This window comes from Arthrobacter arnarulunnguaqae (assembly GCF_051262515.1).
Classification (GTDB): domain Bacteria; phylum Actinomycetota; class Actinomycetes; order Actinomycetales; family Micrococcaceae; genus Arthrobacter_N.
On sequence record NZ_JBIMER010000005.1, the window covers coordinates 28,083 to 48,577 of the forward strand.

At 70.1% G+C, this 20,495-nt stretch carries 25 protein-coding genes and 2 pseudogenes; 10 read left to right on the plus strand and 17 right to left on the minus strand.

Annotated elements, in window-relative coordinates; translation table 11 throughout:
* Positions 1-9: 9 nt before the first annotated feature.
* A complete protein-coding gene (locus ACHAAJ_RS06545) occupies positions 10-1,005 on the minus strand; it encodes an NAD-dependent epimerase/dehydratase family protein (RefSeq protein ID WP_435727193.1) in 996 nt (331 codons plus the stop codon).
* Positions 1,006-1,326: 321 nt separating this feature from the next.
* On the opposite strand from ACHAAJ_RS06545, the gene ACHAAJ_RS06550 reads away from it, so the two are divergent.
* Positions 1,327-2,172, plus strand: coding sequence for a GDSL-type esterase/lipase family protein (locus ACHAAJ_RS06550; RefSeq protein WP_435727194.1), 846 nt, complete (start codon positions 1,327-1,329; stop codon positions 2,170-2,172).
* Here the strand turns inward: ACHAAJ_RS06550 and ACHAAJ_RS06555 are convergent.
* From ACHAAJ_RS06555 to ACHAAJ_RS06570, 4 genes are read right to left on the minus strand one after another with little or no spacing between them, the layout of a single operon-like run.
* Entirely contained in the window at positions 2,169-2,864 is a 696-nt protein-coding gene (locus ACHAAJ_RS06555) for a tyrosine-protein phosphatase (RefSeq protein WP_435727195.1), read from the minus strand. The genes ACHAAJ_RS06550 and ACHAAJ_RS06555 overlap by 4 nt on opposite strands.
* 22 nt (positions 2,865-2,886) lie before the next feature.
* A complete protein-coding gene (locus tag ACHAAJ_RS06560) occupies positions 2,887-3,756 on the minus strand; it encodes a 3-hydroxyacyl-CoA dehydrogenase family protein (protein ID WP_435727196.1) in 870 nt (289 codons plus the stop codon).
* Positions 3,753-4,574, minus strand: a complete 822-nt coding sequence (locus ACHAAJ_RS06565) for an enoyl-CoA hydratase/isomerase family protein (RefSeq protein WP_435727197.1) — start codon at positions 4,572-4,574, stop codon at positions 3,753-3,755. Before ACHAAJ_RS06565 ends, ACHAAJ_RS06560 begins: the two co-directional genes overlap by 4 nt.
* Entirely contained in the window at positions 4,575-5,798 is a 1,224-nt protein-coding gene (locus ACHAAJ_RS06570) for an acetyl-CoA C-acyltransferase (RefSeq protein ID WP_435727198.1), read from the minus strand.
* 156 nt (positions 5,799-5,954) lie between these two features.
* Between ACHAAJ_RS06570 and ACHAAJ_RS06575 the strand changes: the two are divergent.
* Positions 5,955-6,248 (plus strand): annotated as a pseudogene (locus tag ACHAAJ_RS06575) (MFS transporter); the annotation flags it as partial.
* A 208-nt stretch (positions 6,249-6,456) separates the two neighbouring features.
* Here the strand turns inward: ACHAAJ_RS06575 and ACHAAJ_RS06580 are convergent.
* Complete coding sequence (locus ACHAAJ_RS06580; protein WP_435727199.1) at positions 6,457-6,948, minus strand: SRPBCC family protein; 492 nt, start codon at positions 6,946-6,948, stop codon at positions 6,457-6,459.
* 33 nt (positions 6,949-6,981) lie between these two features.
* Between ACHAAJ_RS06580 and ACHAAJ_RS06585 the strand changes: the two genes are divergently transcribed.
* Complete coding sequence (locus ACHAAJ_RS06585) at positions 6,982-7,482, plus strand: PaaI family thioesterase (RefSeq protein ID WP_435727200.1); 501 nt, start codon at positions 6,982-6,984, stop codon at positions 7,480-7,482.
* On the opposite strand, the gene ACHAAJ_RS06590 is transcribed toward ACHAAJ_RS06585, so the two are convergent.
* The gene (locus ACHAAJ_RS06590) at positions 7,479-7,637 is read right to left on the minus strand and encodes a hypothetical protein (RefSeq protein ID WP_435727201.1); all 159 of its coding nucleotides are present in this window, start codon (positions 7,635-7,637) and stop codon (positions 7,479-7,481) included. The two genes, ACHAAJ_RS06585 and ACHAAJ_RS06590, sit on opposite strands and share 4 nt — an antisense overlap.
* Positions 7,609-8,048 (minus strand): annotated as a pseudogene (locus ACHAAJ_RS06595) (amino acid permease); the annotation flags it as partial. The gene ACHAAJ_RS06590 and the pseudogene ACHAAJ_RS06595, both read right to left, overlap by 29 nt.
* 107 nt (positions 8,049-8,155) lie before the next feature.
* On the opposite strand from ACHAAJ_RS06595, the gene ACHAAJ_RS06600 reads away from it, so the two are divergent.
* The 4 genes from ACHAAJ_RS06600 (at position 8,156) to ACHAAJ_RS06615 (ending at position 11,665) form a co-directional block, all read left to right on the plus strand.
* Complete coding sequence (locus ACHAAJ_RS06600; protein WP_435727202.1) at positions 8,156-8,593, plus strand: VOC family protein; 438 nt, start codon at positions 8,156-8,158, stop codon at positions 8,591-8,593.
* 27 nt (positions 8,594-8,620) lie between these two features.
* On the plus strand, positions 8,621-9,574 hold the full coding sequence (locus tag ACHAAJ_RS06605) for a 1,4-dihydroxy-2-naphthoyl-CoA synthase (RefSeq protein WP_435727203.1): 954 nt from the start codon (positions 8,621-8,623) through the stop codon (positions 9,572-9,574).
* A gap of 6 nt (positions 9,575-9,580) precedes the next feature.
* Positions 9,581-10,708, plus strand: coding sequence for an AMP-binding protein (locus ACHAAJ_RS06610; RefSeq protein WP_435727204.1), 1,128 nt, complete (start codon positions 9,581-9,583; stop codon positions 10,706-10,708).
* Positions 10,709-10,774: 66 nt separating this feature from the next.
* Positions 10,775-11,665, plus strand: a complete 891-nt coding sequence (locus tag ACHAAJ_RS06615) for a 1,4-dihydroxy-2-naphthoate polyprenyltransferase (protein ID WP_435727205.1) — start codon at positions 10,775-10,777, stop codon at positions 11,663-11,665.
* A 51-nt stretch (positions 11,666-11,716) separates the two neighbouring features.
* Here ACHAAJ_RS06615 and ACHAAJ_RS06620 read toward each other — a convergent pair whose 3' ends face one another.
* The gene (locus ACHAAJ_RS06620; RefSeq protein ID WP_435727206.1) at positions 11,717-11,974 is read right to left on the minus strand and encodes a DUF4229 domain-containing protein; all 258 of its coding nucleotides are present in this window, start codon (positions 11,972-11,974) and stop codon (positions 11,717-11,719) included.
* Between the two features lie 54 nt (positions 11,975-12,028).
* Between ACHAAJ_RS06620 and ACHAAJ_RS06625 the strand changes: the two genes are divergently transcribed.
* Complete coding sequence (locus tag ACHAAJ_RS06625) at positions 12,029-12,421, plus strand: PLDc N-terminal domain-containing protein (protein WP_435727207.1); 393 nt, start codon at positions 12,029-12,031, stop codon at positions 12,419-12,421.
* A 199-nt stretch (positions 12,422-12,620) separates the two neighbouring features.
* Here the strand turns inward: ACHAAJ_RS06625 and ccsB are convergent, their stop codons facing one another.
* The 5 genes from ccsB to ACHAAJ_RS06650 are packed head-to-tail and all read right to left on the minus strand — an operon-like array spanning position 12,621 to position 17,420.
* Positions 12,621-13,664, minus strand: coding sequence for a c-type cytochrome biogenesis protein CcsB (gene ccsB / locus ACHAAJ_RS06630; RefSeq protein WP_435727208.1), 1,044 nt, complete (start codon positions 13,662-13,664; stop codon positions 12,621-12,623).
* A gap of 12 nt (positions 13,665-13,676) precedes the next feature.
* A complete protein-coding gene (gene resB / locus ACHAAJ_RS06635; protein WP_435727209.1) occupies positions 13,677-15,338 on the minus strand; it encodes a cytochrome c biogenesis protein ResB in 1,662 nt (553 codons plus the stop codon).
* Positions 15,338-16,132, minus strand: coding sequence for a cytochrome c biogenesis CcdA family protein (locus ACHAAJ_RS06640; protein WP_435727210.1), 795 nt, complete (start codon positions 16,130-16,132; stop codon positions 15,338-15,340). Before ACHAAJ_RS06640 ends, resB begins: the two co-directional genes overlap by 1 nt.
* The gene (locus ACHAAJ_RS06645; RefSeq protein ID WP_435727211.1) at positions 16,129-16,755 is read right to left on the minus strand and encodes a TlpA family protein disulfide reductase; all 627 of its coding nucleotides are present in this window, start codon (positions 16,753-16,755) and stop codon (positions 16,129-16,131) included. Before ACHAAJ_RS06645 ends, ACHAAJ_RS06640 begins: the two co-directional genes overlap by 4 nt.
* A 2-nt stretch (positions 16,756-16,757) precedes the next feature.
* Positions 16,758-17,420, minus strand: a complete 663-nt coding sequence (locus tag ACHAAJ_RS06650; RefSeq protein ID WP_435727212.1) for a histidine phosphatase family protein — start codon at positions 17,418-17,420, stop codon at positions 16,758-16,760.
* 193 nt (positions 17,421-17,613) lie between these two features.
* Here ACHAAJ_RS06650 and ACHAAJ_RS06655 point away from each other — a divergent pair, with 193 nt between their 5' ends.
* Entirely contained in the window at positions 17,614-18,345 is a 732-nt protein-coding gene (locus ACHAAJ_RS06655) for a hypothetical protein (protein ID WP_435727213.1), read from the plus strand.
* 151 nt (positions 18,346-18,496) lie between these two features.
* Here ACHAAJ_RS06655 and ACHAAJ_RS06660 read toward each other — a convergent pair whose 3' ends face one another.
* Both ACHAAJ_RS06660 and ACHAAJ_RS06665 read right to left on the minus strand, forming a co-directional pair.
* Complete coding sequence (locus ACHAAJ_RS06660) at positions 18,497-19,147, minus strand: redox-sensing transcriptional repressor Rex (RefSeq protein WP_435727214.1); 651 nt, start codon at positions 19,145-19,147, stop codon at positions 18,497-18,499.
* On the minus strand, positions 19,144-19,395 hold the full coding sequence (locus ACHAAJ_RS06665) for a glutaredoxin family protein (RefSeq protein WP_435727215.1): 252 nt from the start codon (positions 19,393-19,395) through the stop codon (positions 19,144-19,146). The genes ACHAAJ_RS06660 and ACHAAJ_RS06665 overlap by 4 nt, the downstream gene beginning before the upstream one ends.
* A gap of 92 nt (positions 19,396-19,487) precedes the next feature.
* Between ACHAAJ_RS06665 and ACHAAJ_RS06670 the strand changes: the two genes are divergently transcribed.
* Positions 19,488-20,300 carry an HAD family hydrolase gene (locus ACHAAJ_RS06670; protein ID WP_435727216.1) on the plus strand — a complete coding sequence of 271 codons (813 nt, stop codon included), beginning with the start codon at positions 19,488-19,490 and terminating at the stop codon, positions 20,298-20,300.
* A 27-nt stretch (positions 20,301-20,327) separates the two neighbouring features.
* Here the strand turns inward: ACHAAJ_RS06670 and ACHAAJ_RS06675 are convergent, their stop codons facing one another.
* Complete coding sequence (locus tag ACHAAJ_RS06675; protein ID WP_003792170.1) at positions 20,328-20,426, minus strand: 30S ribosomal protein bS22; 99 nt, start codon at positions 20,424-20,426, stop codon at positions 20,328-20,330.
* Positions 20,427-20,495 lie beyond the last annotated feature (69 nt).

A 20,495-nucleotide genomic window follows, 5' to 3' on the forward strand; every position in this document is an offset into this window, starting at 1 on the left:
CGCCGGTGCTCAGCCGAGGCGGGCGATGAGTTCGGCCTCTTGCTCCGCCGTCAGCCCGGAGCGGGGAACCACGTCGTCCAACCGTGGTTCCCCGCCCACGACGTCGGCGAACGTGGCGGCGAGGGGGCGCCGGACCAGGCCCCAACGCAGCGCGCGCTTGTCGGCGCGGCGGGCGAAGCCCGCGTAGTCGTTGCCGCCCGGCAGCACCAGCGGAAGCGAGCGCGGACCGGCCCAGGGGGCAACGCCGTCGTCCTCCATGGAAGCGAGGGGGTAGGCCCGGGTCTCGCCGTGGAAGCCCGCCGCGCTTTCCGCGCTGGCCAGGACATCGCCCAACGGCATTTCGGCGCCGACCGCGTTCACCGGTCCGCCCCGGCCCGCCAGACCCGCCTCGAGGATGAAGGCCGCCAGGTCGCGCACGTCGATGATCTGCACGTACCGCTGGTCCCCGGTGTCGTCCGGCACGAGGACGGGATTGCGTCCGGACGCGAAGCGCAGGGGCCAATACGTGGTTCGCCCGGACGGGTCGCCCGGCCCCCCGATGAGTCCGGCCCGCACCAGCAGGGCGGCGTTTCCGCGGCTGGCGACGGTCAGCCATTCGCAGCCCACCTTCGCCTCGCCGTACTTCTCGTCCGTGTAGGGTTCCCCGGACTCCAGCGCGGGCAGCAATCGTGCGGACTCGGTGACGCCCGGTTTGGCGTGGCTGGCGTAGACCGAGCAGGACGAGACGAACGCCCAGTGCTCGGCTTTCGGGGAAAGCGCCTCCACGGCGGCCCGGGCGTGGGACGGGAGCCTGGTGAGTTCGACGACCAGGTCCCAGCTCCGTCCGGCCAGCTGCGCGTAGGCGTCCGCCTCGTTGCGGTCGGCGACGACGGCCTCGACGCCGGAGGGGAAATCGCCCGAGATGCCGCGCGCCAGGCAGGTAACCTCGTGTCCGTCGTTCAGTGCCAACGTCGCAACGGTTCGGCCGAGCCATTGGGTTCCGCCGAGGATGAGGATTTTTGCCATAGGCTCCAGCCAACTCCCCCGGCACGTGTTCTGGCAAGTCGCTTCCGATCCGCGGAAGCCTCGCCGGACATCGGGATGCCGCATCGGCCGGGCACACCGCGCACTTCCCCCTGCGGCCCGGCGGCCGTAGCATGGGCGCACGGGACCCCGTGGGGAACGGGATCCGCGCTGGGAACGGCCGTGTTGGGGGCCGATTGGGACGGATGTCACGCCGCCCCCGGAGGCACGGCGAAGCGCGCCACTTCCACCGCCTGGCCGGGCATCCGGCCAGCACACGGCGCCGCCGCGGCTACCGCACGGGCGCCCGACGAAAGGCAAGCCATGCGCCCGTCACCATTTCGCCAAGCCCTCCCGTCCGTAGCCGCCGCGGCCGCGGCCCTAGCCCTGGTGGTCTGCGGGGCGGCACCCGCGGGCGCCTCCCGCGCGCCGTCGGTCGACTACGTGAACCTCGGGGACTCCTACTCAGCCGCTTGGGGAACCGGCGTCCAACCCGCCGCCACGCCGTGCCTGAAGGGACCTGGCCCGGACCACGTGTCCCGACTGGACGCCATGCCGCGCGTGAACCTGCTCGCCAACGCCGCGTGCGGCGGGCTGACGACCGCGGGGCTCGCGGCTGTCGCCCAGGACCCGGGGGTTGCCGCCGCGCTGTCGCAGGCCGAATTGGTGACGCTGACCATCGGGGGCAACGACCTCCGTCTCGGCGATTTGCTGGCGGCATGCACCCCCGCCGCGACCCCGACCTGCTTCGCCGCGGTCGGAGCGGCCGAGGCACAGCTTCCGGTGGTGAGCTCCAACGTGAGACAGTCCGTGGAGATCGTGGCCGGCGCTACCGGCGGCGGCGCCAAGGTCCTGGTTCTCGGCTATCCGCGGCTCTTCGCACCGTCCGGGGTCCCGGGACTCGTGGATGCCCAGACGGCGGCCATCGTGAACGGCGGCGTGGACAACCTCAACGCCGCGATCCGCGCCGGCGTCTCGGGCCTCGACGACGTCGAGTTCGTCCCGGTGGCGCACCGCTTCGCCGAACACGGGCTGGGCTCGGCGGACCCGTGGATCGCCTTCGAAGGCCCCGGAGACCCGGACAGCCTGCACCCGACGAGCGAGGGATACCTCGAGGGCTACCTTCCGGCGGTGCGCAGCAAGGTCAACATCGGCAAGCTGGGCCGTTAGGCGGGGCGGACACCGAGGCGGCGGCGCACGGCGGCGAGTTCCGCCGTCGTGCAGCCCTGCCCGAGGAGGAACTCCTCCACCGCGAGCCCGTCGGCGAAGTCGGCGAGCGCCCTGACGCGCTCGCGCTGCAACGGCTCGAACTCCGCCTCGGCGACATGACGCTCGTGGGGATGCCTGACCGGGCTGACGCGGTGCCAGTCGTTGATGCCGCGCGCACCGGCGTCGTACTGCGGCTCGACGAGGTCGCGGCGGCCCGCCAGCAGCAGCAGGAGTGTCACGACCAGTCCCGTGCGGTCCCGGCCGGCCGAGCAGTGGATGACCACATTGCCCTCCGCGGCGGCGAGCGCGCGGACGACGCCGGCGATCCTGTCCGGAAAGAAGCGCAGGTTGGCCGGGTAGTGCCGCGGATGGTTCAGATAGGGCGCGGCGAGCGCCGTGAACTCCGCGTGGCCCGGCTCCTCCGTGGGCGCGTGGACGACCGTGATCCCGGCGCGCGCCGTGTCCGGCACGGCCGGGTCGGTGGGGCGGCGCGTCCGCTCGCCGGCGTTGCGCAGGTCGATGACGGTGCGGATCCCGTCGTCGTACGCCTGTCGCCACCCGCGCTCGGTGAGCCATTCGCTCCGGCCCATCCGGTACAGGTCGCCCAGCACGTGCCGCGCGTTGACCGCGCCGTCCCAGTCCACCCGTTCCATGGGGCTACTGTGCCACGCAGGCTCAGCTCCAGTCGAAGAAGCCCTTGCCGGCCTTCCGGCCGATCTCCCCGCGCGCGACCTTGTCCCGGAGGATCCGTGGCGGCGCGAAACGGTCCCCGAGCGTGGAGTGCAGGTACTCGGCGATCCCCAGGCGCACGTCGAGGCCCACGATGTCCGTGGTCCGCAGCGGGCCGGTGGGGTGCTTGTAGCCCAGGACCATGGCGTTGTCGATGTCCTCGGCGGACGCGACGCCCTCCTCGACCATCCGCATGGCCTCCAGGGCGATCGCCACGCCCAGGCGCGAGGACGCGAAGCCTGGGGCGTCGTTGACGACGACGGCGGTCTTGCCCAGGGCGGCCACCCAGCCGCGGGCCGCGTCGGCGAGCACACCGGATGTCGCCTTGCCGAGGACCACCTCGATCAGCGTGGACGCGGGGACGGGGTTGAAGAAGTGCAGCCCCAGGAAATTGGCAGGACGCGCCAGCTCCGCCGCCAGGCCGTCCACGGAGAGGGACGAGGTGTTGGAGGCCAAAAACGCGTCGGCGTCGAGGCGTTCCTCGACACCGCGCAGCGCGGCGACCTTCAGGTCCCAGTCCTCCGGCACGGCTTCGACGACGAGCCGGCGGTCGGCGAAGCCCGCGTAGTCCACGCCGACCTCGAGGCGCGAGACCATCTCGTCCAGGTTCGCGTCGGTCGCACCGCGCTCGATCGACTTCGCGGCCGCGGACTCGACCCGCTCTCGCGCCGCCTCGGCCGCCGCCTCGTCGCGTTCGACGACGAGGACGTGCGATCCGTTGAGCAGGAAGGCGTGGGCGATGCCGGCGCCCATGCGCCCGCCTCCGAGGACCCCGACGCGGGCGGGGAGATCGGCGGAACGTCGGTGGTCGGTCATGGTTGGCTCTTCTTCCGGTCGGTGGTTTTGCGGTCCAGGAACGCCTGCATGCGGTCGAACTTCGCCTGGGACTCGAAGAGCATGCCCTGGGCCAGGGTGTCGATGACGGGATGCGCCCCGCGGGGGGCGTGGAACACCGCCTTGGAGACCCTGACGGCCAGCGGGTCCTGGGCGGCGATCCGGTCCGCGAGCGCGTGCGCGGCGTCCATCAGGGCGTCGCCCGGGACGAGCTCGGTGACGAGACCGACGCGCAGGCAGTCCTCGCCCTTGAGGACCTTGCCCGCCAGCAGTATCTCCTTGGCCAGCGGTTCCCCGACGAGCTCCTTGAGCCGCCAGGTCGCCCCGGCTGCGGCCATGATGCCGAGGTTGGTCTCCGGGTTTCCCATCCGCAGTTCCGGGGTCCCGATCCGGAAGTCGGCCGCGAAGGCCAGCTCGGCGCCGCCGCCGAGCGCGTACCCGTCCAGGGCCGCAACCACCGGCATCGGCAGCTTCGCGATCCGCTCGAAGATCCCGGAGTTGATGCCGGCGAGCGCGTCGTCGCGGCGGCGCTCGCGTAGTTGGGCGATGTCCGCGCCGGACGCGAAGATCCCCTTCGTCCCCGCGTCCGCGTCGGAGGGCGCGCCGGCGAGGATCAGGATCTTGGGAATCCGCTCGAGATGCGCGCACACCGCGTGGAGCTCGTCGACCATCGCCTGGTCGATCGCGTTGCGGACCTCGGGGCGGTGCAGCCGCACCAGCATCCGGTCTTCGCGTTCTTCCACCAGCAGCGTGGTGAACGGCCCAGGCTCCGGCCGGGCGCCGCCGTCGTCGTCCGCCATCTAGACCGACTCCACGAGCAGCGCCGAGCCCTGCCCGACGCCGACGCACATCGTCGCCAGACCCAGTTGCCCGGCGCCCGGGGCCTCGCGCCCGAGGCGGCCGAGCAGGGTGATGACGATCCGGGACCCCGAGGAGCCGAGCGGGTGCCCGAGGGCGATCGCCCCGCCGTCGTTGTTGACGATGTCCGGGTCCAGCCCGAGCTCGCGCATCGAGGCGAGCGACTGCGAGGCGAAAGCCTCGTTGAGTTCGACGGCGGCGAGCTCGCCCACGCCGCGGCCCGTCCGTTCCAGCACCTTCCGCGAGGAGGGCACGGGGCCGATGCCCATGATCTCGGGGGCGACGCCGGCTGAGGCGCCGTCGAGGATCCGGGCGCGGGCCCGCAGTCCGTACTTCTCCACGGCGGCCTCGGAGGCCACGATGATCGCGGACGCGCCGTCGTTCAGCGTGGAGGCGTTGCCGGCGGTGACCACGGAACCGCCCTTGACGACCGGGCGCAGACCGGACAGGACCTCCAGCGTGGTGCCCGCCCGCGGGCCCTCGTCGGTGTCGACGACGGTCTCGGCGCCCTTGCGCCCCTTGACCGTGACGGGCACGATCTCCTCCGCGAAACGGCCGGCTTCGATGGCGGCGATCGCGCGCTCGTGGGACCGGACGGCGAAGGCGTCGCAGTCTTCCCGGGAGGTGTTGAAGACCCGGGCAACCTCTTCGGCGGTCTCCGGCATGGAGAACGTGGCCTTGCCGTCGCGGGAGTACTCGCCGGACAGGAAGGCGGGATTGGGGAAACGCCAGCCGATGGACGTGTCGTACGTGGCGCCGGGCTTGGCGAAGGCCTTGTCCGGCTTCTCCATGACCCACGGGGCGCGGGACATGGATTCGACGCCGCCGGCGACGACGATGTCCGCCGCCCCCGCCTTGATCATGTGGCTGGCCATCGTGATCGCGCTCATCCCGGAGGCACACAGGCGGTTGACGGTGATGCCGGGGACGCTGTCCGGGAATCCGGCGAGCAGCCACCCCATGCGTGCGACGTTGCGGTTCTCCTCGCCGGCGCCGTTGGCGTTGCCGAAGACGACCTCGTCGACCAGCGCCGGGTCGATGCCGGCCCGCTCGACGGCGGCCCGGATGGCCAGCGCGGCGAGGTCGTCGGGGCGTACCGAACTCAGGGACCCGCCATAGCGTCCGACGGGTGTGCGGGCTCCGCCCACCAGGAATGCCTCGGTCATTGAAACTCCTCTTGTGTCGTCGACGCGACCATTTACCGACCAATCGGTCACTAATACATTCCCACCGTCCCGCCCGCCGGTCAACCCACGCGGCGGACCGCCGCACAAATTGGCCCTCCCGCGGCACCCCCCGTAACCTAGTCAGCTGACCGATTCGCGCTCGCCACCTTTGCGATCTCCTTCCTGGTGCGCCCCCTGGGCGGGCTCGTCTGGGGACCGCTCGGCGATCGGCTGGGCCGAAAGACGATCCTCGCCGCCACCATCGTGTTGATGTCCGTCGCGACGTTCGCCATCGGCATCCTGTCCACCTTCGACCAGATCGGGCTCTGGGCCCCCGTCCTGCTGGTCCTGCTGCGCATGGTGCAGGGCTTCTCCACCGGCGGCGAGTACGGCGGGGCGGCCACCTTCATGGCCGAATACTCCCCCGATCGACGCCATGATGGCCTGGGGCTGGCGCGTGCCACGTGCGCTTCGCGGGCTTCGCCATCACCTGCAACATCGCCACGGCCCTGTTCGGGGGCACGGCGGCGATGGTCAACGAGGCCGTCATCGCCGACACCGGTTTCCTGCTGTTCCCGGCCGTCTACATGATGGCTGCCTGCGTGATCGGCTTCGTCGCCATCCACGCCCGCGGTTCCTACGCGGGCGTGGTCGGCTCCTATGCGGGCGTGGTCGGCGGTGCGCCCGTGATGGGCTCCGGCCCGCCTTCCGGGATCGGCGCGGGCGATCCGCCCTCGCGCGCTTCCGCGGCGGCCCGCAGTGCCTTCGCCAGCTCCTCGGTTTCCCCCTGCGCATCCTCCGTCGCGCGGCCCAGGAGACCCTCGAGCGGGCCCAGCAGCTCCCGGGTCAGGACCACCGTGCAACCAAACTGCGTCTCGGCCAGTTCGAACGCGTGAAGGTCGGTGTACATCCCCAGCGGGGCCCCCGATTCCCACCGCAGCAGCCGCCTGTTGGTCGCGGCGGAGATCCGCACGGTCACGTCACGCGCGTCATCACCGGTGAGCAGCCGGATGGTCTGGCCGTCGGCGACGTCGCCCTCGACGTCGACCACTCCCGGAACCCACTCGTCGTAACGGGCGCCGTCGACCAGCACTCCCCACACCGTATCCGCAGTGGCGTCGACGTCCTGCCGTGTTTCGTACGATTCCATGCCGGGAGCCTACCCGCCGCTACGATCGTCCGTATGGAACCCGCTACCGCGATCGACGTGTCAACCGCCTCGAAGGAGCTCCGCAACAAGGTGGAGACCATGCACGGCCTGGACTTCCTGAAGGCGGTCGTCGCCGGTGAACTGCCGGAATCACCGCTGATCGAAGCCCTTGGCGTCCGGACGGCGGCCGCCTCCCCCGGCGAGGTCACCCTCCTGACCGAGCCGCTGCCGCAGCATTTCAACACCATCGGCACCGGCCACGGCGGCTTCCTCTCGACGCTGTTGGACACGGCACTCGGGCTCGCTGTCGATACGCTCACCCCGGCCGGCACCATCTGGACGACCACCGACCTGCACGTGCGCTTCCGGCGGCCGATGACGTCCCAATCCGGCACCATCACCGCCGTCGGACGCGTGGAGCACCACGGCCGGTCCACCGCCGTCTCCGCGGGCGAGGTGCGCGACGGCGAGGGCCGCATCCTCGCAACCGCCACGGCGTCGCTCTTCGCGCTGCGGAACCCCGGGGACCTCTAGGAGTAGAACTCGTTGGCCGGCGCGTTGCCGCGCACCCAGCGCCATCCGATCCACAGGGCCAGGGCGATCACCGGCACGCAGACGACCGTGTAGGGGCCCAGCGGGAAGACCTCGCCGGTCGCCGGGCGCCGCGGTGACCACGGAGTTGATGACATCGCCGATCCAGGCCCAGCCCAGCTGGTCGAAGACGGTCGCGAACGGGCTTTCGCCCGCCTTGTACTGGTCCCAGAGCAGCAGCGTGGCCAGCAGGGTGACGGAGCCGACGTAGAAGACGACGATGCGCGCGGCACCTCGCGGGCCGGGTGTTCAATTTCGCCGGCCGTGATGCCGACAAGTTCGATCGCGTTGTAGGCGAAGATCACGTCCGCGACCTACGAGGCCCAGAACTCGAACTCGGCGAAGGCCTTGGCGCCGAAGAGCTCGCCCGCGTAGCTGACGAAGGAGCCGGAGCTCTGCCGGTACATGATGAGCTCGCCCAACGCCGGCATCAGGAAGTAAGCGATCACACCGGCGCCGGCGTAGGAGTGGATCAGCGCGGGGAGCTGACCCGCGCCTCCGGCGTGGAGACATGGTGGTGCCGAGGGGCGGCCTCGGGCGCGAGTGCGCGTTGAGGGTTCTCCACGCGGCTCTCCTTTTTGGGTATCTTCATCCATTTCGGGCGTAGCGTTTTCCCATGGGACTCAACATCCAGATGACCGTCGATTGCCGCGATCCGCACGTCCAGGCCGACTGGTGGGCCGAGACGCTGGGGTGGAGCGTCGAACCGACCGAGGAGTCGTTCGTCCGCGACATGATCGCGCAGGGGCACGCAACCGATGCCGACACCCGCGAATACAACGGGAAACTCGTGTGGCGTCTCGGCACGGCGATCTGCCCCACGGAGCAGCTTGGCCGGAAGCCGCGCCAGCGCATCCTCTTCCAGGAGGTCCCCGAACCGAAGACCGTCAAGAACCGCGTCCACTGGGACATGAACCTGGAAGGCGGGGACAGGGACGAGCTGCGGGCGGCGCTGGAGTCCCGCGGGGCGACGTTCCTCTACGAGGAGAGCCAGGGACCGTTCCACTGGTACACCATGCGGGATCCGGAGGGCAACGAGTTCTGCTTCGGCTAGGCCGCCGCGGCTATCATCGGGAGGGTGATGAGCGCAGACACCCTCCCCGAGCAGGTATCCGACATCTTCGATCCGACCCGTTGGCGGGTCGTCGAGGGCTTCGACTTCGAAGACATGACCTACCACCGGCAGGTGGAGCGCGACGCCGACGGGCGCCACGTCCGCGACCTCCCCACCGTGCGCATCGCGTTCGACCGGCCGGAGATCCGCAACGCCTTCCGCCCGGGCACCGTGGACGAGCTCTACCGGGCCCTGGACCACGCCCGCATGACCCCCGACGTCGCGACCGTTCTGCTCACGGGCAACGGTCCCTCGCCCAAGGACGGCGGCCGCAGCTTCTGCTCCGGCGGCGACCAGCGCATCCGCGGACGCGACGGCTACCGCTACGCCGAGGGCGACACGGCCGAGACCATCGACCCGGCCCGCGCCGGACGCCTGCACATCCTCGAGGTTCAGCGGCTGATGCGCACCATGCCCAAGGTGGTTATCGCCGTCGTCAACGGGTGGGCCGCCGGGGGCGGGCACTCCCTGCATGTGGTCTCCGACCTGACCATCGCCTCGCGCGAACACGGAAGGTTCAAGCAGACCGACGCCACCGTGGGATCGTTCGACGCCGGCTACGGGTCGGCCCTGTTGGCCCGCCAGGTGGGCCAGAAGAACGCCCGCTCCATTTTCTTTCTCGCCCGCGAGCACTCCGCCGAGGACATGGTCCGCATGGGGGCGGTCAACGAGGCGGTGGAGCACGAACGCCTCGAGGAAGTGGCCCTCGAATACGCCGCGGACATCGCCCGGCAGTCCCCGCAGGCAATCCGCATGCTCAAGTTCGCCTTCAACCTGGCCGACGACGGCCTGGCCGGCCAGCAGGTCTTCGCCGGCGAGGCCACCCGGCTTGCCTACATGACCGACGAGGCCGTCGAGGGGCGCGACGCGTTCCTGCAGAAGCGCGATCCCGACTGGTCCAACCACCCCTACTACTTCTAGGCCGGCATGAACCTCGACCCCGCCCTGGCCGCGCTCTCGGCCTCGCTGAACGGCGACGGCCCCGGCGTCGAGCTGCTGGCCGACGCCGGCCCCGACGGCTACCGCGTGGAGACCGCGGCCGACGCGCCCCAGGAGACGGCCGCCGTCGTGCGGACGTCCGGTTCGACCGGGACACCCAAGCGCACCGTCCTGCCCGTGGACGCGTTGGCGGCGAGTTCCATGGCGACCGCGCTGGAGCTGGGCGTGGAGGGCCAGTGGCTGCTCGCCCTCCCGCTGAACTACGTGGCCGGCCTGTCCGTGCTCTCGCGGAGCCTCTACGCCGGAACGCGGCCGTGGGCCATGGCGGCCGGCGAATCGTTCACCGCGCGCGCGTTCGCCGACGCGGCGGGCGAGATGACCGACCGCGTCCGCCTCACCTCCCTGGTGCCCACGCAGCTGCGGCGGCTCCTCGCCGATCCCGAGCCGGGGACGCTCGCCGCGCTGCGCCGCTTCGACGCCATCCTGCTCGGCGGCGGACGCGCCCCCGACGCCCTGCGCGAGGAGGCGCGGCGGCAGGGACTGCGCGTGCGGCTGACCTACGGCATGAGCGAAACCTGCGGCGGGTGCGTGTACGACGGCGTGCCGCTGCCGGGCGTCCGGGCGCGCGAGGAGGACGGCCGGCTGTGGCTCGGCGGCGACGTCGTGGCCGGCGGCTATCTCGGCGACCCGGAGCTGACCGCGGCCCGTTTTCGCACGGACGACGACGGCGTGCGCTGGTTCCGCACGGAGGACCTCGGCGATGTCGACGCCGCGGGGGTGAGGGTGCACGGGCGCGCGGACGACGTCGTCATCACCGGGGGAATCAAGGTTTCCGCCGGCGCCGTGCAGCGGGTCGTCGAGGCCGTTCCGGGTGTCCGGGACGCCCTCGTCGTCGGTGTGCCGGATGCCGAGTGGGGCGCCGCCGTCGCGGCCCTGGTCGTGGGGGACGCGGAGGACGAGGCCATCGCGGATGCGGTCCGCTCGGAGCTCGGCGCGGCCGCCGTGCCGCGGCGGATCCACCGAGCCGATGCCGTCCCGCTGCTGCCCAACGGCAAGCCGGACCGCCGTCGGGCCGTTGGGCTCCTGGGAGGAACGGGCGAGTCGGGAGGCGCCTGATTTCCCCGTGCGCCCGTGCGGGGGAAGAATAGGGGGCGACCCCATCCCCATCGAGAGGACGCCCCCGTGGCCACTGCCGCCCAATGGCTCGAAGGCGCACGACTGCGCACGCTGCCCATGGCCGTTGCGCCCGTGGTCATCGGCACCGCGGCCGCCTTCGAGATCGACGGCCAGGTTCACTGGGGGCGCGCACTGCTGGCGGCCGCCGTCGCACTGTTGCTGCAGGTGGGCGTGAACTACGCGAACGACTACTCGGACGGGGTGCGCGGCACCGACGACGTGCGGGTGGGTCCGTTGCGGCTCACGGGCTCCGGAGCCGCGAAGCCGGCCCTGGTGAAGGCCGCCGCGTTCCTGTGCTTCGGCGCGGCCGTGGTCGCGGGCGGGATCCTGATCCTGGTATCCGGCGCCTGGCCGCTGATCCTGGTGGGCATCGCCGCCGTCGCCGCCGCCTGGGGCTACACCGGAGGCCGGCATCCGTACGGCTACCTGGGGCTCGGCGAGATCTTCGTTTTCCTGTTCTTCGGGCTGGTGGCCACGCTGGGAACCACGTTCACGCAAGTGCTCCAACTCTCCGCGCCCGCCTGGGTGGGCGCCTGCGCGACCGGCCTGATCGCCACAGCGCTCCTGATGGCCAACAACGTGCGCGACATCCCCACGGACCGCGAGGTCGGCAAGATGACGCTCGCCGTGCGGCTGGGGGACGACGGCGCCCGGATCGGCTTTGTGCTCATGCTAACGCTGGCGCTGCTGTTGCCGCTGCTGCTGGTGGCCGACTACCCGTGGCTGATGCTGGTGCTGTTGGTGGCCCCGCTGTGCCTCATGCCCTCCTGGACGATGCTGCGGGGGCGCGACCGGAAGTCGCTCATCCCCGTGCTCAAGCAGACGGGCATGATCAACCTGGCGTACGCCGCGCTCTTCGCCGTGGCGCTGGCCATCACGGTGGTGCTGCGCCCGTAGCTCGGTCGGGCCATAGCCCGGACGTGGTCCGGTCGTGAGGACGGACCACGCCTATTGCAGGCGGTCCTCCGCCGATTCGTCGTCCAACTCCACGGATCCCTTGCGGCGGCGCCGTCCGGACAGCAGGGAGCGAAGGTCCGCGGCGGCCTGCACACGGAGCTTGTTGAAGAAAAGATATGCCACGCAGAAGGCCACGACCATGGCGACGGCGGCCGCGAGCCACACGTTCTGGCCCAGGCCCCACGCGAGTGCGACGAAGACGATGAAAAACAGGGCGAACCGCAGGGCGGTGTACTTGAGAAACTGCACGAGCCAATTCTACGGTGGGCAACCGGTTCCCAGGTTCTTCACTAGACTGTGAAGATGGTCAGGAACATCATCGTGGCGGCTCTCGTAGCACTCGCCATCACGATCTACGCGCTCATCCAGTGCATCCGCACGCCCGCCCACGACGTGCGGAGCATCTCAAAACCCGCTTGGATCCTCTCCATCATCCTGCTGCCCCTGATTGGTGCCGGGCTGTGGTTTTGGCTGGGTCGACCGCGGTACGGCGATCCCGGGGTTCCGGGACGGAATCCGGGGCGGCCCGCGCCCCGTCCGTCGAATCCCGACGACGACGCCGACTTCCTCCGGGACCTGGAACGCCAGCGCCGCATGCGGGCCCGCGACGAGGAGTTGCGCCGCAAGGAGACGGAAGCCAAGGATCACGAGGAGAGGGACAAGGACGCCCCGCAGGATCCCCCGGCCGAGAAGTAGCCCAACCCGTTTACCCTGGAACGCGCCGGGCCCGGGCACGCACCCGGACCTTCGTGAGCGGGTTTGACCCTCCCTGAGCAACTTTTGGACGCATCCGGCATCCTGACTAGGCCTTCTGCGGCCGGTCCCCCGCAAAGCCGCTCACGACGGCCGCGGCGCCACAATGCACGACGGCGGCCGGTGCGGGCGGCCGTGCGGGCTAGACCCCGGCGTAGGAGTGCAGGCCGTTGAAGTAGATGTTCACGACGGTGAAGTTGAAGACCAGGCACAGGTAGCCGATGATGCTCAGCCAGGCCGAGCGTGAACCCGTCCAGCCCCGCGTGGCCCGGGCGTGCAGGTAGCCGGCGTAGACCACCCAGATCACGAAGCTCCAGACCTCCTTGGTGTCCCACCCCCAGTAGCGTCCCCAGGCCGCCTCCGCCCACACCGCGCCCGCCATCACGGTGAACGTCCACATCACGAACGCGACGGCGTTAATCCGGTACGCGAAGTTCTCCAGGGCCGCGGCGCTGGGCACCAGGCGGAGGAACGCTAGCTTGTCGGGCTTGCCCGCAGCCAGCCGGCTCTGGCGTTCGTGCTGCACCAGCTGCAGGACCCCCATCGCGAAAGTGATGGTGAACAGTGCCGAGGCGAAGACCGCGATGGAGACGTGGATGACCAGCCACGGGCTCTGCAGCGCCGGAACCAGGTGCGCAACCGGCGTCGGGAAACCCATCGTCGCGGCACACAGCATCAGGACGACGAGTCCGATGACGAACGTCCCCATGAAGCGCAGGTCCTTGCGGATCAAGGTCAGCAGGAACACGACGGCGACCACCAGGGCGCCGGTGGAGAGGAACTCGTACATGTTGCCCCACGGCACGCGTGCGGCGGCGATTCCCCGGCTGACGACGGCGAAGGCGTGGATGGCCACGGCGATCCACGCGACCGACACCGCGATGCGAGCGGCGGAACGCTTGCGGGATCCGGCGGTGTATTCCATGGACTCGTGAACCAGCGGTTCGCCGTGTCCGCCGTGCGCGCCGGTGCCCGCGTCGCCGGACCGACCGCCGGAGGCGCCCGCGCCGGCGTGGGCCAGCTGCCTCACTTCGGTGGCCAGGGCCTCCGACTCGAGTTGGCGGATGGTGGCGCTGGACTTGGCGAGGTCCCACGTGAAGGCAATGAACGCGACGGCGTAGGCCATTGCGGCCAGCAGCATGAAGAGGTCGCTGTAGGCGCCAAGGTCTGCGTTGATGGAGGGCATGGTTTCGGTCTCCTAGACTTTCGCCCGGTCGTAACCGGACCATTCACGCTCGAGAATCTTCTGGATTTCCTTGGCTTCCACCGATACCCGCGGATCCTCGCCGCGGGCCAGGAGCCCGTATTCGATGATACGCCCGCCCCGCGGAGCGTCTGTGCCGGCGGCGACGCCGGAGTCGGCCGGGGTACCCGGGACCGACGGTCCGGCCGGGACCACTTTGACCCATAGCCGTCGGCGCGGGGTGAACAGCGAGACGCCGAGCCCCAGCAGCGCCAGCGCCGCGAAGGTGGCCACGGGCACCTTGCCGGGATCGTGGTGGATGTCCAGCGCAACGTAGCGCTTGAGTCCGTCGAAGGAGATGGATCCCCTTCCGTCGGGCAGCTGGAGCGTCTGGCCGGCGTTGAGCACCAGCCCGCCGGCATCCAGGTTGCGGCTGTTCAGTTCGGTGAGTTCGTCGGTGTCCAGAACGTAGACGTTCTGCGGGTCCCCACCGTCCAGCCCGAGGTCGCCGTAGTACGAGTTGAGCTGCAGCTGCGGGAGGGCCGGTGCGGGATCCAAGGAGATTCCGATGCCGTTGGACTCGCCCGCCGTGGGCAGGAACAACCCGACGAACCCCAGCTGCTCCGGGCGCGCGTCGGGCGCCTTGAGCACCACGAGGGACGTATAGACGCCGTCCTGCGGGACGCCGATGACCGGACCCCGGTAGGCGATGTCGCCGTTGCCGTCCTTGACGGTCATCACCGGCGCGTAGCCGTTGCCGACCAGATAGACGTCGGAACCTCCGATGCGCAGCGGGTGGTTGACCTTCAGTTCCTCCTGCGTGGGTTCGCCGCCGGGCTCCCGGGTGGTGACGCTGGCGGTGAAGTCGATCGGCTGGCCGTAGTGGGTTTTCGATTCGCGGTCGAATTCGACCTCGAACTTGTCCAACACCACGGAGAACGGACGGAGCGCGTCCTCGTTGAACGCCGTCCCGGGCGAGAACGCGTCGTAGGCGACCAGCGTGTTGACGAACGACTCGCCCTCCACCACCAGGCGCTGGCCGCTGTAGCCGAAGGCGCCACCGATCGCGACGGACGCGAGCAGGCCGATCAGAGACGTATGGAACACCAGATTGCCGATTTCGCGGACGTAGCCGCGCTCCGCACCGACGGAGGGAACGTCCCCGTCGGGACGTTCCTGGACGCGGTACCCGCGCTTTTTCAGCAGCGCGGCGACGCTGGAGACGACGGCGGCGGACGACGGGCCGCCGTCGTCCTCCGGACCGAGCGCGACGGTGCCGTGCTCGGGTAGGCGGGACAGGCGCGCGGGCGTACGCGGCGGCGGCGTCTTGAGCGCCTGCCAGTGCTTCTTGGCGCGGGGGATGACGCAGCCGATCAGCGACGCGAAAAGCAGCAGGTAGATCGCGGAGAACCAGACGGACGAGTACACGTCGAACAGCTGGAACCGGTCCAGCCACTCCCCCAGGACTGGGTTGTTGGCCAGGTAGTCGGAGACCAGTGCCGGGTTCACCGGACGCTGCGGGAACAGCGAGCCGGGCACCGCGGCCACGGCGAGCAGCAGCAGCAGGAACAGGGCGGTCCGCATGCTGGTGAGCTGGGTCCACGCCCAACGGAGCATGCCGACGGGGCCGAGCGCCGGCATCGTGGCGTCTTTTTTGGGGGTCTTCGTCTCGGTCATCAAATCGGCAACCTCACCTCGTTGGCGAACCAGTCCTGCAGCTGCGTCACCCACGTACCCCAGAGCCCGGTGGCCATCAGGAGGCCAAGCAGGATGAGCATGGCTCCGCCGAAGCGCATCACGGTGCGCTGGTGGCGGCGGAAGAACGCGAGCGCGCCCATGCCCCGGCGCAGGCCGACGGCGATGAGCAGGAACGGCAGTCCCAGTCCCACGCAGTAGGCGAACGTGAGGGTCGCGGCCTTGGCGGGATCCGGGTTGGCGCCGCTGCTGAGCGCCAAGACCGCTGCGAGGGTCGGACCGATGCAGGGCGCCCACCCGAGGCCGAACGTCACCCCCAGCACGGGGGCGCCCCACAGCCCGGCGGGTGGCCGCGCGTGGATCTTGCGGTCGTTCTGCAGCCAGCCGAGTCCGCCCAGAAACACGATTCCCAGCACAATCACGACGACGCCGAGCAGCTGCGTGACCCAAGCGCCCTGGAACCGCAGCCAAATGGAGAGCTGCGCAAAGAGGACGCCGGCCAGCATGAACACGGCGGTGAAGCCGAGGATGAACAACCCGATCCCCGCCACCATTCGCCCGCGCTTCTGCTCCTCGAGGTCCGCCCCGGTCAGCCCCGTCACGTACCCGAGGTATCCGGGCACGAGCGGCAGCACGCACGGCGACAGGAAGGAGACCAGCCCGGCGAGGATGGCCACCGGGACGGCAAGCAGCAGCGAGCCGTCCTGGACCACCTCGGCGAACGGGTTGGCTTGGGCCGCGATGCCGCCCAAACCAGTGGAAACAAGTGGACTCACGAGGTCTCGGCGACCCGGTCGGCGATCAGCGTCTTCAGGGTGTTCTTCTCGGCGACGCCGAGGATCCTAGCGGCAACCCTGCCCCGCTTGTCAATCACCAACGTGGTGGGAACGGCCTGCGGGGGGACGAACTCCGTCATGGCCAAAAGGATGGCGCCGTCGCGGTCCGGCATGGAGGGGTACTCGATGCCGAAGGTCCGCTCGAACGCCGAGGCGGTCGGTTCCTCGTCGCGCACGTTCACGCCGATGAACTCGACGCCCTGGTCCGCGAACTCCTTGCTGAGTTCGGCCATGTGGGGGGCCTCGACGCGGCACGGCGCGCAGGCCGCGTACCAGAAGTTCAGGACGGTGACCTGGCCGGCCCAGGCGGCGGAGTCCACCGCGTCGCCGTCGTACGTCGTGCCCGTGACCTGAACGGCCTCGCCGCGGGACTCGGCCGCGTACTCCTCCACGGATCCGTCGCCGGCGATGTAGTTCTTGTTGTTGCCTGCGCGGGCCTGCGCCGCCAGCGGGTCCTCGACAGCGGAACACGCCGCCAGCGGGACAGCCGCCGCGAAGAGTGCCGCCGCGCGCAGGATGGATCGGCGGTTCGGGCGCGGGGACAGGGACGACTGCAGGGGCATGGTCAGGCTCCGGGGATGTTCGCGGCGTTGGCCAGCAGGTCGAAGCACGGCTCCGAGTAGCGCACGGCGGCGAGGTGGTCGCCGTCGAACTCCAGGCTGGTGATGGAGGCAAGCGTGCACTCGCGCTTGCGTGGGTCGTGCCAGAGGCGTCGGTTCTCCGCGGCGAGGCGCGTCACCCAGATCGGCAGCTGGTGCGCCACGAGAATCGCCTCCGCGCCGGGTCCACCGAGTTCGACAGCGGCGTCGCGGTGCTCCCGCACGGCCTCCATCACGCGGGCGACCTGCTCGCCGTAGGGCTCGCCCCACGAGGGCCGGATGGGGTTGACCAGCGCCGGCCAATGCCGCGGATTGCGCAGTTGGCCCTTGATGCCGGACAGACCCTCGAAGTAGTTGGCGGCCTCGATGATGCGCGGCTCGGTGACTATGTCCAGGCCCAGTGCGGACGACGTCGGCGCGGCCGTCTCCTGCGCGCGCGTCAGCGGGGACGCGACAAGACGCACGATGTTGGAACCGGCGTCGCGCCTGGCGGCGAAGTGCCCGGCGACGCGGTCGGCCATGGCGCGGCCCAGCGCGGACAGGTGGAACTCGGGAAGCCGCCCGTAAAGCACCTTGTCCGGGTTGTGGACTTCCCCGTGGCGGAGAAGGTGAACCGTCGCAGTAGGCATGCATCCAGTGTCTCAAACGATGTGGCCGTCGCCTAAAACGAGCGCATGACAAGCATCACGGGCGGTTCCGGGAACCTTTTGCGGCGCCTTGGGCACGCCGTCGGTTGGTCCGAATCGTCCGGCGTGATGATGCGGCGGACGGTGTGCCTGCGGATATCGTGGGAAGCAGCATCCATTCCGCGCAGGAGGAACCATGAGCACCCCCGACAACACCCCAGAAGTTCCGGAACCACCGCGCTACGGCCAGCGGCTTCCCGAGGGCCAGGCGCCCGGCGGACAGCCCGGCCAGTACGGCCAGCAGGGCTCGGCCGCGCCGTCGTCGTACGGCCACTACGGGCAGGTGCCTCCGGTGGGCCCCTCGCCCTACGGTGAGCCGGGCCAGGCCTACGGCTACCAACAGCCAATGCCCGGCAGCGCCGGCTTTGGAGGACCCTCGGAACCGCTGGTCCGGCCGAAGGAGCTGGACATCTCGTTCTGGCTCATTCTGGCCGCCGGCGTCCTGACGCTCCTCTCCGGCCTGGCGCTGCTCCTCATCCCGGGAATGGCGGAGTCGATCATCGAGCAGGCGATGGCGCAGGACCCGGCGACGCGCGCTCAGCTAGAGGAGGCCGGGTTCGACACCGCCGCGATGGTGCCGGTGGTCAAGGCCATCGGTATGGTCGCCATCATCCTCAGTGCCGCGATCTACGCGTTGATCGCGTTCTTCATCCGCAAGGGCAGCAACGGCGCGCGGATTACCGGCACCGTCTTCGCGGCGGTCTCCCTGTTTGGACTCGCCGGTGCGGCCACCGGCGACTGGACCGGTGTGATCACCGTGCTGCTGGGCGTGGCCGGCATCGTCTTCGCCTGGCTCAAGCCGTCCAGCGCGTATATCGCGGCGCGCAAGGCCCAGAAACACGGTGGCTACGGCGGTTACGGGAGGTAGCCTCCGGATCCGGCGCGGACCGTCGTGAGCGGCTTTGCAAGCCCTACCCCGGAAACTCCCTAGTCAGGGCCGGCCGGTTCCCGCAAAGCCGTTCAGCGAGGGCCAAAGCAGCTCAGGATGGCCCGCTCGCGGGGGCAGTCGCCCGGGCCGCTCAGACCGACGGCTGGCTGGTGGCGTTCACCGCGTGGTAGGCGAGGATCTGCAACTCTCGCGCCATGTCCACCTTGCGGATCCGCACGCCCTCCGGAACCTGGAGAACAACGGGCGCGAAGTTCAGGATGTTCACGACGCCGGCGCTCACCACGCGGTCGCAAAGTTCCTGGGCGGCGGGCCCTGGGACGGCGAGGACGGCCATGTTGACGCCGAGTTCGGGAAAAACGTTTTCCAACTCCGCGGAGTCGAGGACGGTCAGGTCGGCGATCGGCCGCCCGATCAGGTCCGGCGCGCCATCCATCACGGCCACCAGGCTGAAGCCGGCGCTCCGGAATCCCGCATAACCGGTGAGCGCGCGGCCCAGGTTACCGGCTCCGAGGATTGCGACGCGCCAGTCGCGGGTTAGCCCCAGGGTCTCAGAGATGAAACGGGCCAACACCCCCACTTCGTAGCCCACGCCGCGTGTCCCGAACGTGCCGAGCAGGGACAGGTCCTTGCGGAGGATCGCCGAGTTCACGCCGGCTGCGTCCCCGAGCCGTTCGGAGGACACGGTTTCGATTCCGTCCGTGCCGAGGGCATCCAGTGCCCGGAGGTACATGGTCATACGCCCCAAGGTGGCTTCGGGAAGCGGCTTGTCCGGTTTCCTCACGCGGTCAGCAGCCGTTCGAGTCGCGCGGGGTCGATGACCCAGAAGTCCCGAGGCACGCCATCGATGAGCAGCACCGGAATTTCCTCGCCATGCCGCGTCAGGAGCTCCGGATCGTCGTCGATGCGGCGCTCGGCCCACTCGACGCCAAGGCGCTCGGCGACGGCGGCAACGGTTTCGTGGGCCGCCTCGCAGAGGTGGCATCCCTCGCGGGTCAGCAATTCGACGCGAGGATTGGTGGCAGGATCCATGGTTCCAATCTACCGCCGCTCCCCTGCGGGCCCCACGTGCGTGACGGTCGCCGACGCGATCCGTGCGCTCCCGTTTGCCTTAGACTGGCGGCATGCCCCAGCCGAAGACCGGCCGCGCCGTGACGTCGCCGGTGCGCCACATGTCCGGCGCGGAGGCGGCGTTCTTCGACGTCGACAACACCATGATGCGCGGTGCCAGTCTCTTCGCCGTCGCCCGGAAACTCCATGCGCGCGGCGTCTTCAGCTTCCGGCAGGCCGCCCTCTTCGCATTCAGGCAGGCACGGTTCATCGTCGCCGGCGAAAACCTGACGGAAATCCATAAGATCCGCGACGAGGCCCTCGCACTGGCCGCCGGGTTCCTGGTCGACGACATGACCGCGCTCGGCGACGAGGTCTTCGACGAATTCATCGCCTCCAACATCTGGCCGGGTACGCGCGCTTTGGCAGACCAGCACCTCCGCGCGGGACGCAACGTCTGGCTGGTGACGGCGACTCCACTGGAGGTCGCGTCCGTGATCTCGCGCCGCCTCGGCCTGACCGGCGCATTGGGCACCATCGTGGAGCAGGACGCGGGCGTCTACACGGGCCGGCTGGTGGGCGAAATCCTGCACGGGGAGGCCAAGGCGGAGGCGGTGCGCGATCTGGCGCTACGCGAAGGCCTGGATCTGCGGCGCTGCTGGGCCTACAGCGATTCCCACAACGACGTCCCGCTACTTGAGGCCGTGGGTCATCCCGTTGCCATCAATCCGGACGGGCGCCTGCGCCGCCACGCCGCGCGGCACAGCTGGCCGGTCTACGACTTCCGCACCGGACGGGCCGCCGCGACCCTGGGCCTGAAGGCCGCCACGGTTTCCGGCGCCGCCTACGGTCTGTGGCGCGCGCTGGCAGTCCTGCGCCGGTCCTGAACGTCCGGGACATGGAACGACGGAACGCTACTTCTTGTTGCGGCGCTGGTGGCGGGTCTTGCGAAGCAACTTGCGGTGCTTCTTCTTGGCCATACGCTTGCGGCGCTTCTTGATAACAGAGCCCATTGGTTCCTCACAGACTGTTGGTTGGTGGTTGCTTTCCGACCGCGGGGCAACCGGGCGCAACCAACATGG

What these genes read in the sequence shown, in the direction of transcription:
- resB (WP_435727209.1), bottom strand. Translation starts at nt 15,338, where the DNA reads ATGACCGAGACGAAGACCCCCAAAAAAGACGCCACGATGCCGGCGCTC.
- ACHAAJ_RS06650 (WP_435727212.1), bottom strand. Translation starts at nt 17,420, where the DNA reads ATGCCTACTGCGACGGTTCACCTTCTCCGCCACGGGGAAGTCCACAAC.
- ACHAAJ_RS06580 (WP_435727199.1), bottom strand. Translation starts at nt 6,948, where the DNA reads ATGGAATCGTACGAAACACGGCAGGACGTCGACGCCACTGCGGATACG.
- ACHAAJ_RS06600 (WP_435727202.1), top strand. Translation starts at nt 8,156, where the DNA reads ATGGGACTCAACATCCAGATGACCGTCGATTGCCGCGATCCGCACGTC.
- ACHAAJ_RS06565 (WP_435727197.1), bottom strand. Translation starts at nt 4,574, where the DNA reads ATGGCGGACGACGACGGCGGCGCCCGGCCGGAGCCTGGGCCGTTCACC.
- ACHAAJ_RS06545 (WP_435727193.1), bottom strand. Translation starts at nt 1,005, where the DNA reads ATGGCAAAAATCCTCATCCTCGGCGGAACCCAATGGCTCGGCCGAACC.
- ACHAAJ_RS06665 (WP_435727215.1), bottom strand. Translation starts at nt 19,395, where the DNA reads ATGGATCCTGCCACCAATCCTCGCGTCGAATTGCTGACCCGCGAGGGA.
- ACHAAJ_RS06590 (WP_435727201.1), bottom strand. Translation starts at nt 7,637, where the DNA reads ATGTCATCAACTCCGTGGTCACCGCGGCGCCCGGCGACCGGCGAGGTC.
- ACHAAJ_RS06570 (WP_435727198.1), bottom strand. Translation starts at nt 5,798, where the DNA reads ATGACCGAGGCATTCCTGGTGGGCGGAGCCCGCACACCCGTCGGACGC.
- ACHAAJ_RS06655 (WP_435727213.1), top strand. Translation starts at nt 17,614, where the DNA reads ATGAGCACCCCCGACAACACCCCAGAAGTTCCGGAACCACCGCGCTAC.
- ACHAAJ_RS06560 (WP_435727196.1), bottom strand. Translation starts at nt 3,756, where the DNA reads ATGACCGACCACCGACGTTCCGCCGATCTCCCCGCCCGCGTCGGGGTC.
- ACHAAJ_RS06610 (WP_435727204.1), top strand. Translation starts at nt 9,581, where the DNA reads ATGAACCTCGACCCCGCCCTGGCCGCGCTCTCGGCCTCGCTGAACGGC.
- ccsB (WP_435727208.1), bottom strand. Translation starts at nt 13,664, where the DNA reads ATGCCCTCCATCAACGCAGACCTTGGCGCCTACAGCGACCTCTTCATG.
- ACHAAJ_RS06625 (WP_435727207.1), top strand. Translation starts at nt 12,029, where the DNA reads ATGGTCAGGAACATCATCGTGGCGGCTCTCGTAGCACTCGCCATCACG.
- ACHAAJ_RS06670 (WP_435727216.1), top strand. Translation starts at nt 19,488, where the DNA reads ATGCCCCAGCCGAAGACCGGCCGCGCCGTGACGTCGCCGGTGCGCCAC.
- ACHAAJ_RS06555 (WP_435727195.1), bottom strand. Translation starts at nt 2,864, where the DNA reads ATGGAACGGGTGGACTGGGACGGCGCGGTCAACGCGCGGCACGTGCTG.
- ACHAAJ_RS06675 (WP_003792170.1), bottom strand. Translation starts at nt 20,426, where the DNA reads ATGGGCTCTGTTATCAAGAAGCGCCGCAAGCGTATGGCCAAGAAGAAG.
- ACHAAJ_RS06605 (WP_435727203.1), top strand. Translation starts at nt 8,621, where the DNA reads ATGAGCGCAGACACCCTCCCCGAGCAGGTATCCGACATCTTCGATCCG.
- ACHAAJ_RS06550 (WP_435727194.1), top strand. Translation starts at nt 1,327, where the DNA reads ATGCGCCCGTCACCATTTCGCCAAGCCCTCCCGTCCGTAGCCGCCGCG.
- ACHAAJ_RS06645 (WP_435727211.1), bottom strand. Translation starts at nt 16,755, where the DNA reads ATGCCCCTGCAGTCGTCCCTGTCCCCGCGCCCGAACCGCCGATCCATC.
- ACHAAJ_RS06585 (WP_435727200.1), top strand. Translation starts at nt 6,982, where the DNA reads ATGGAACCCGCTACCGCGATCGACGTGTCAACCGCCTCGAAGGAGCTC.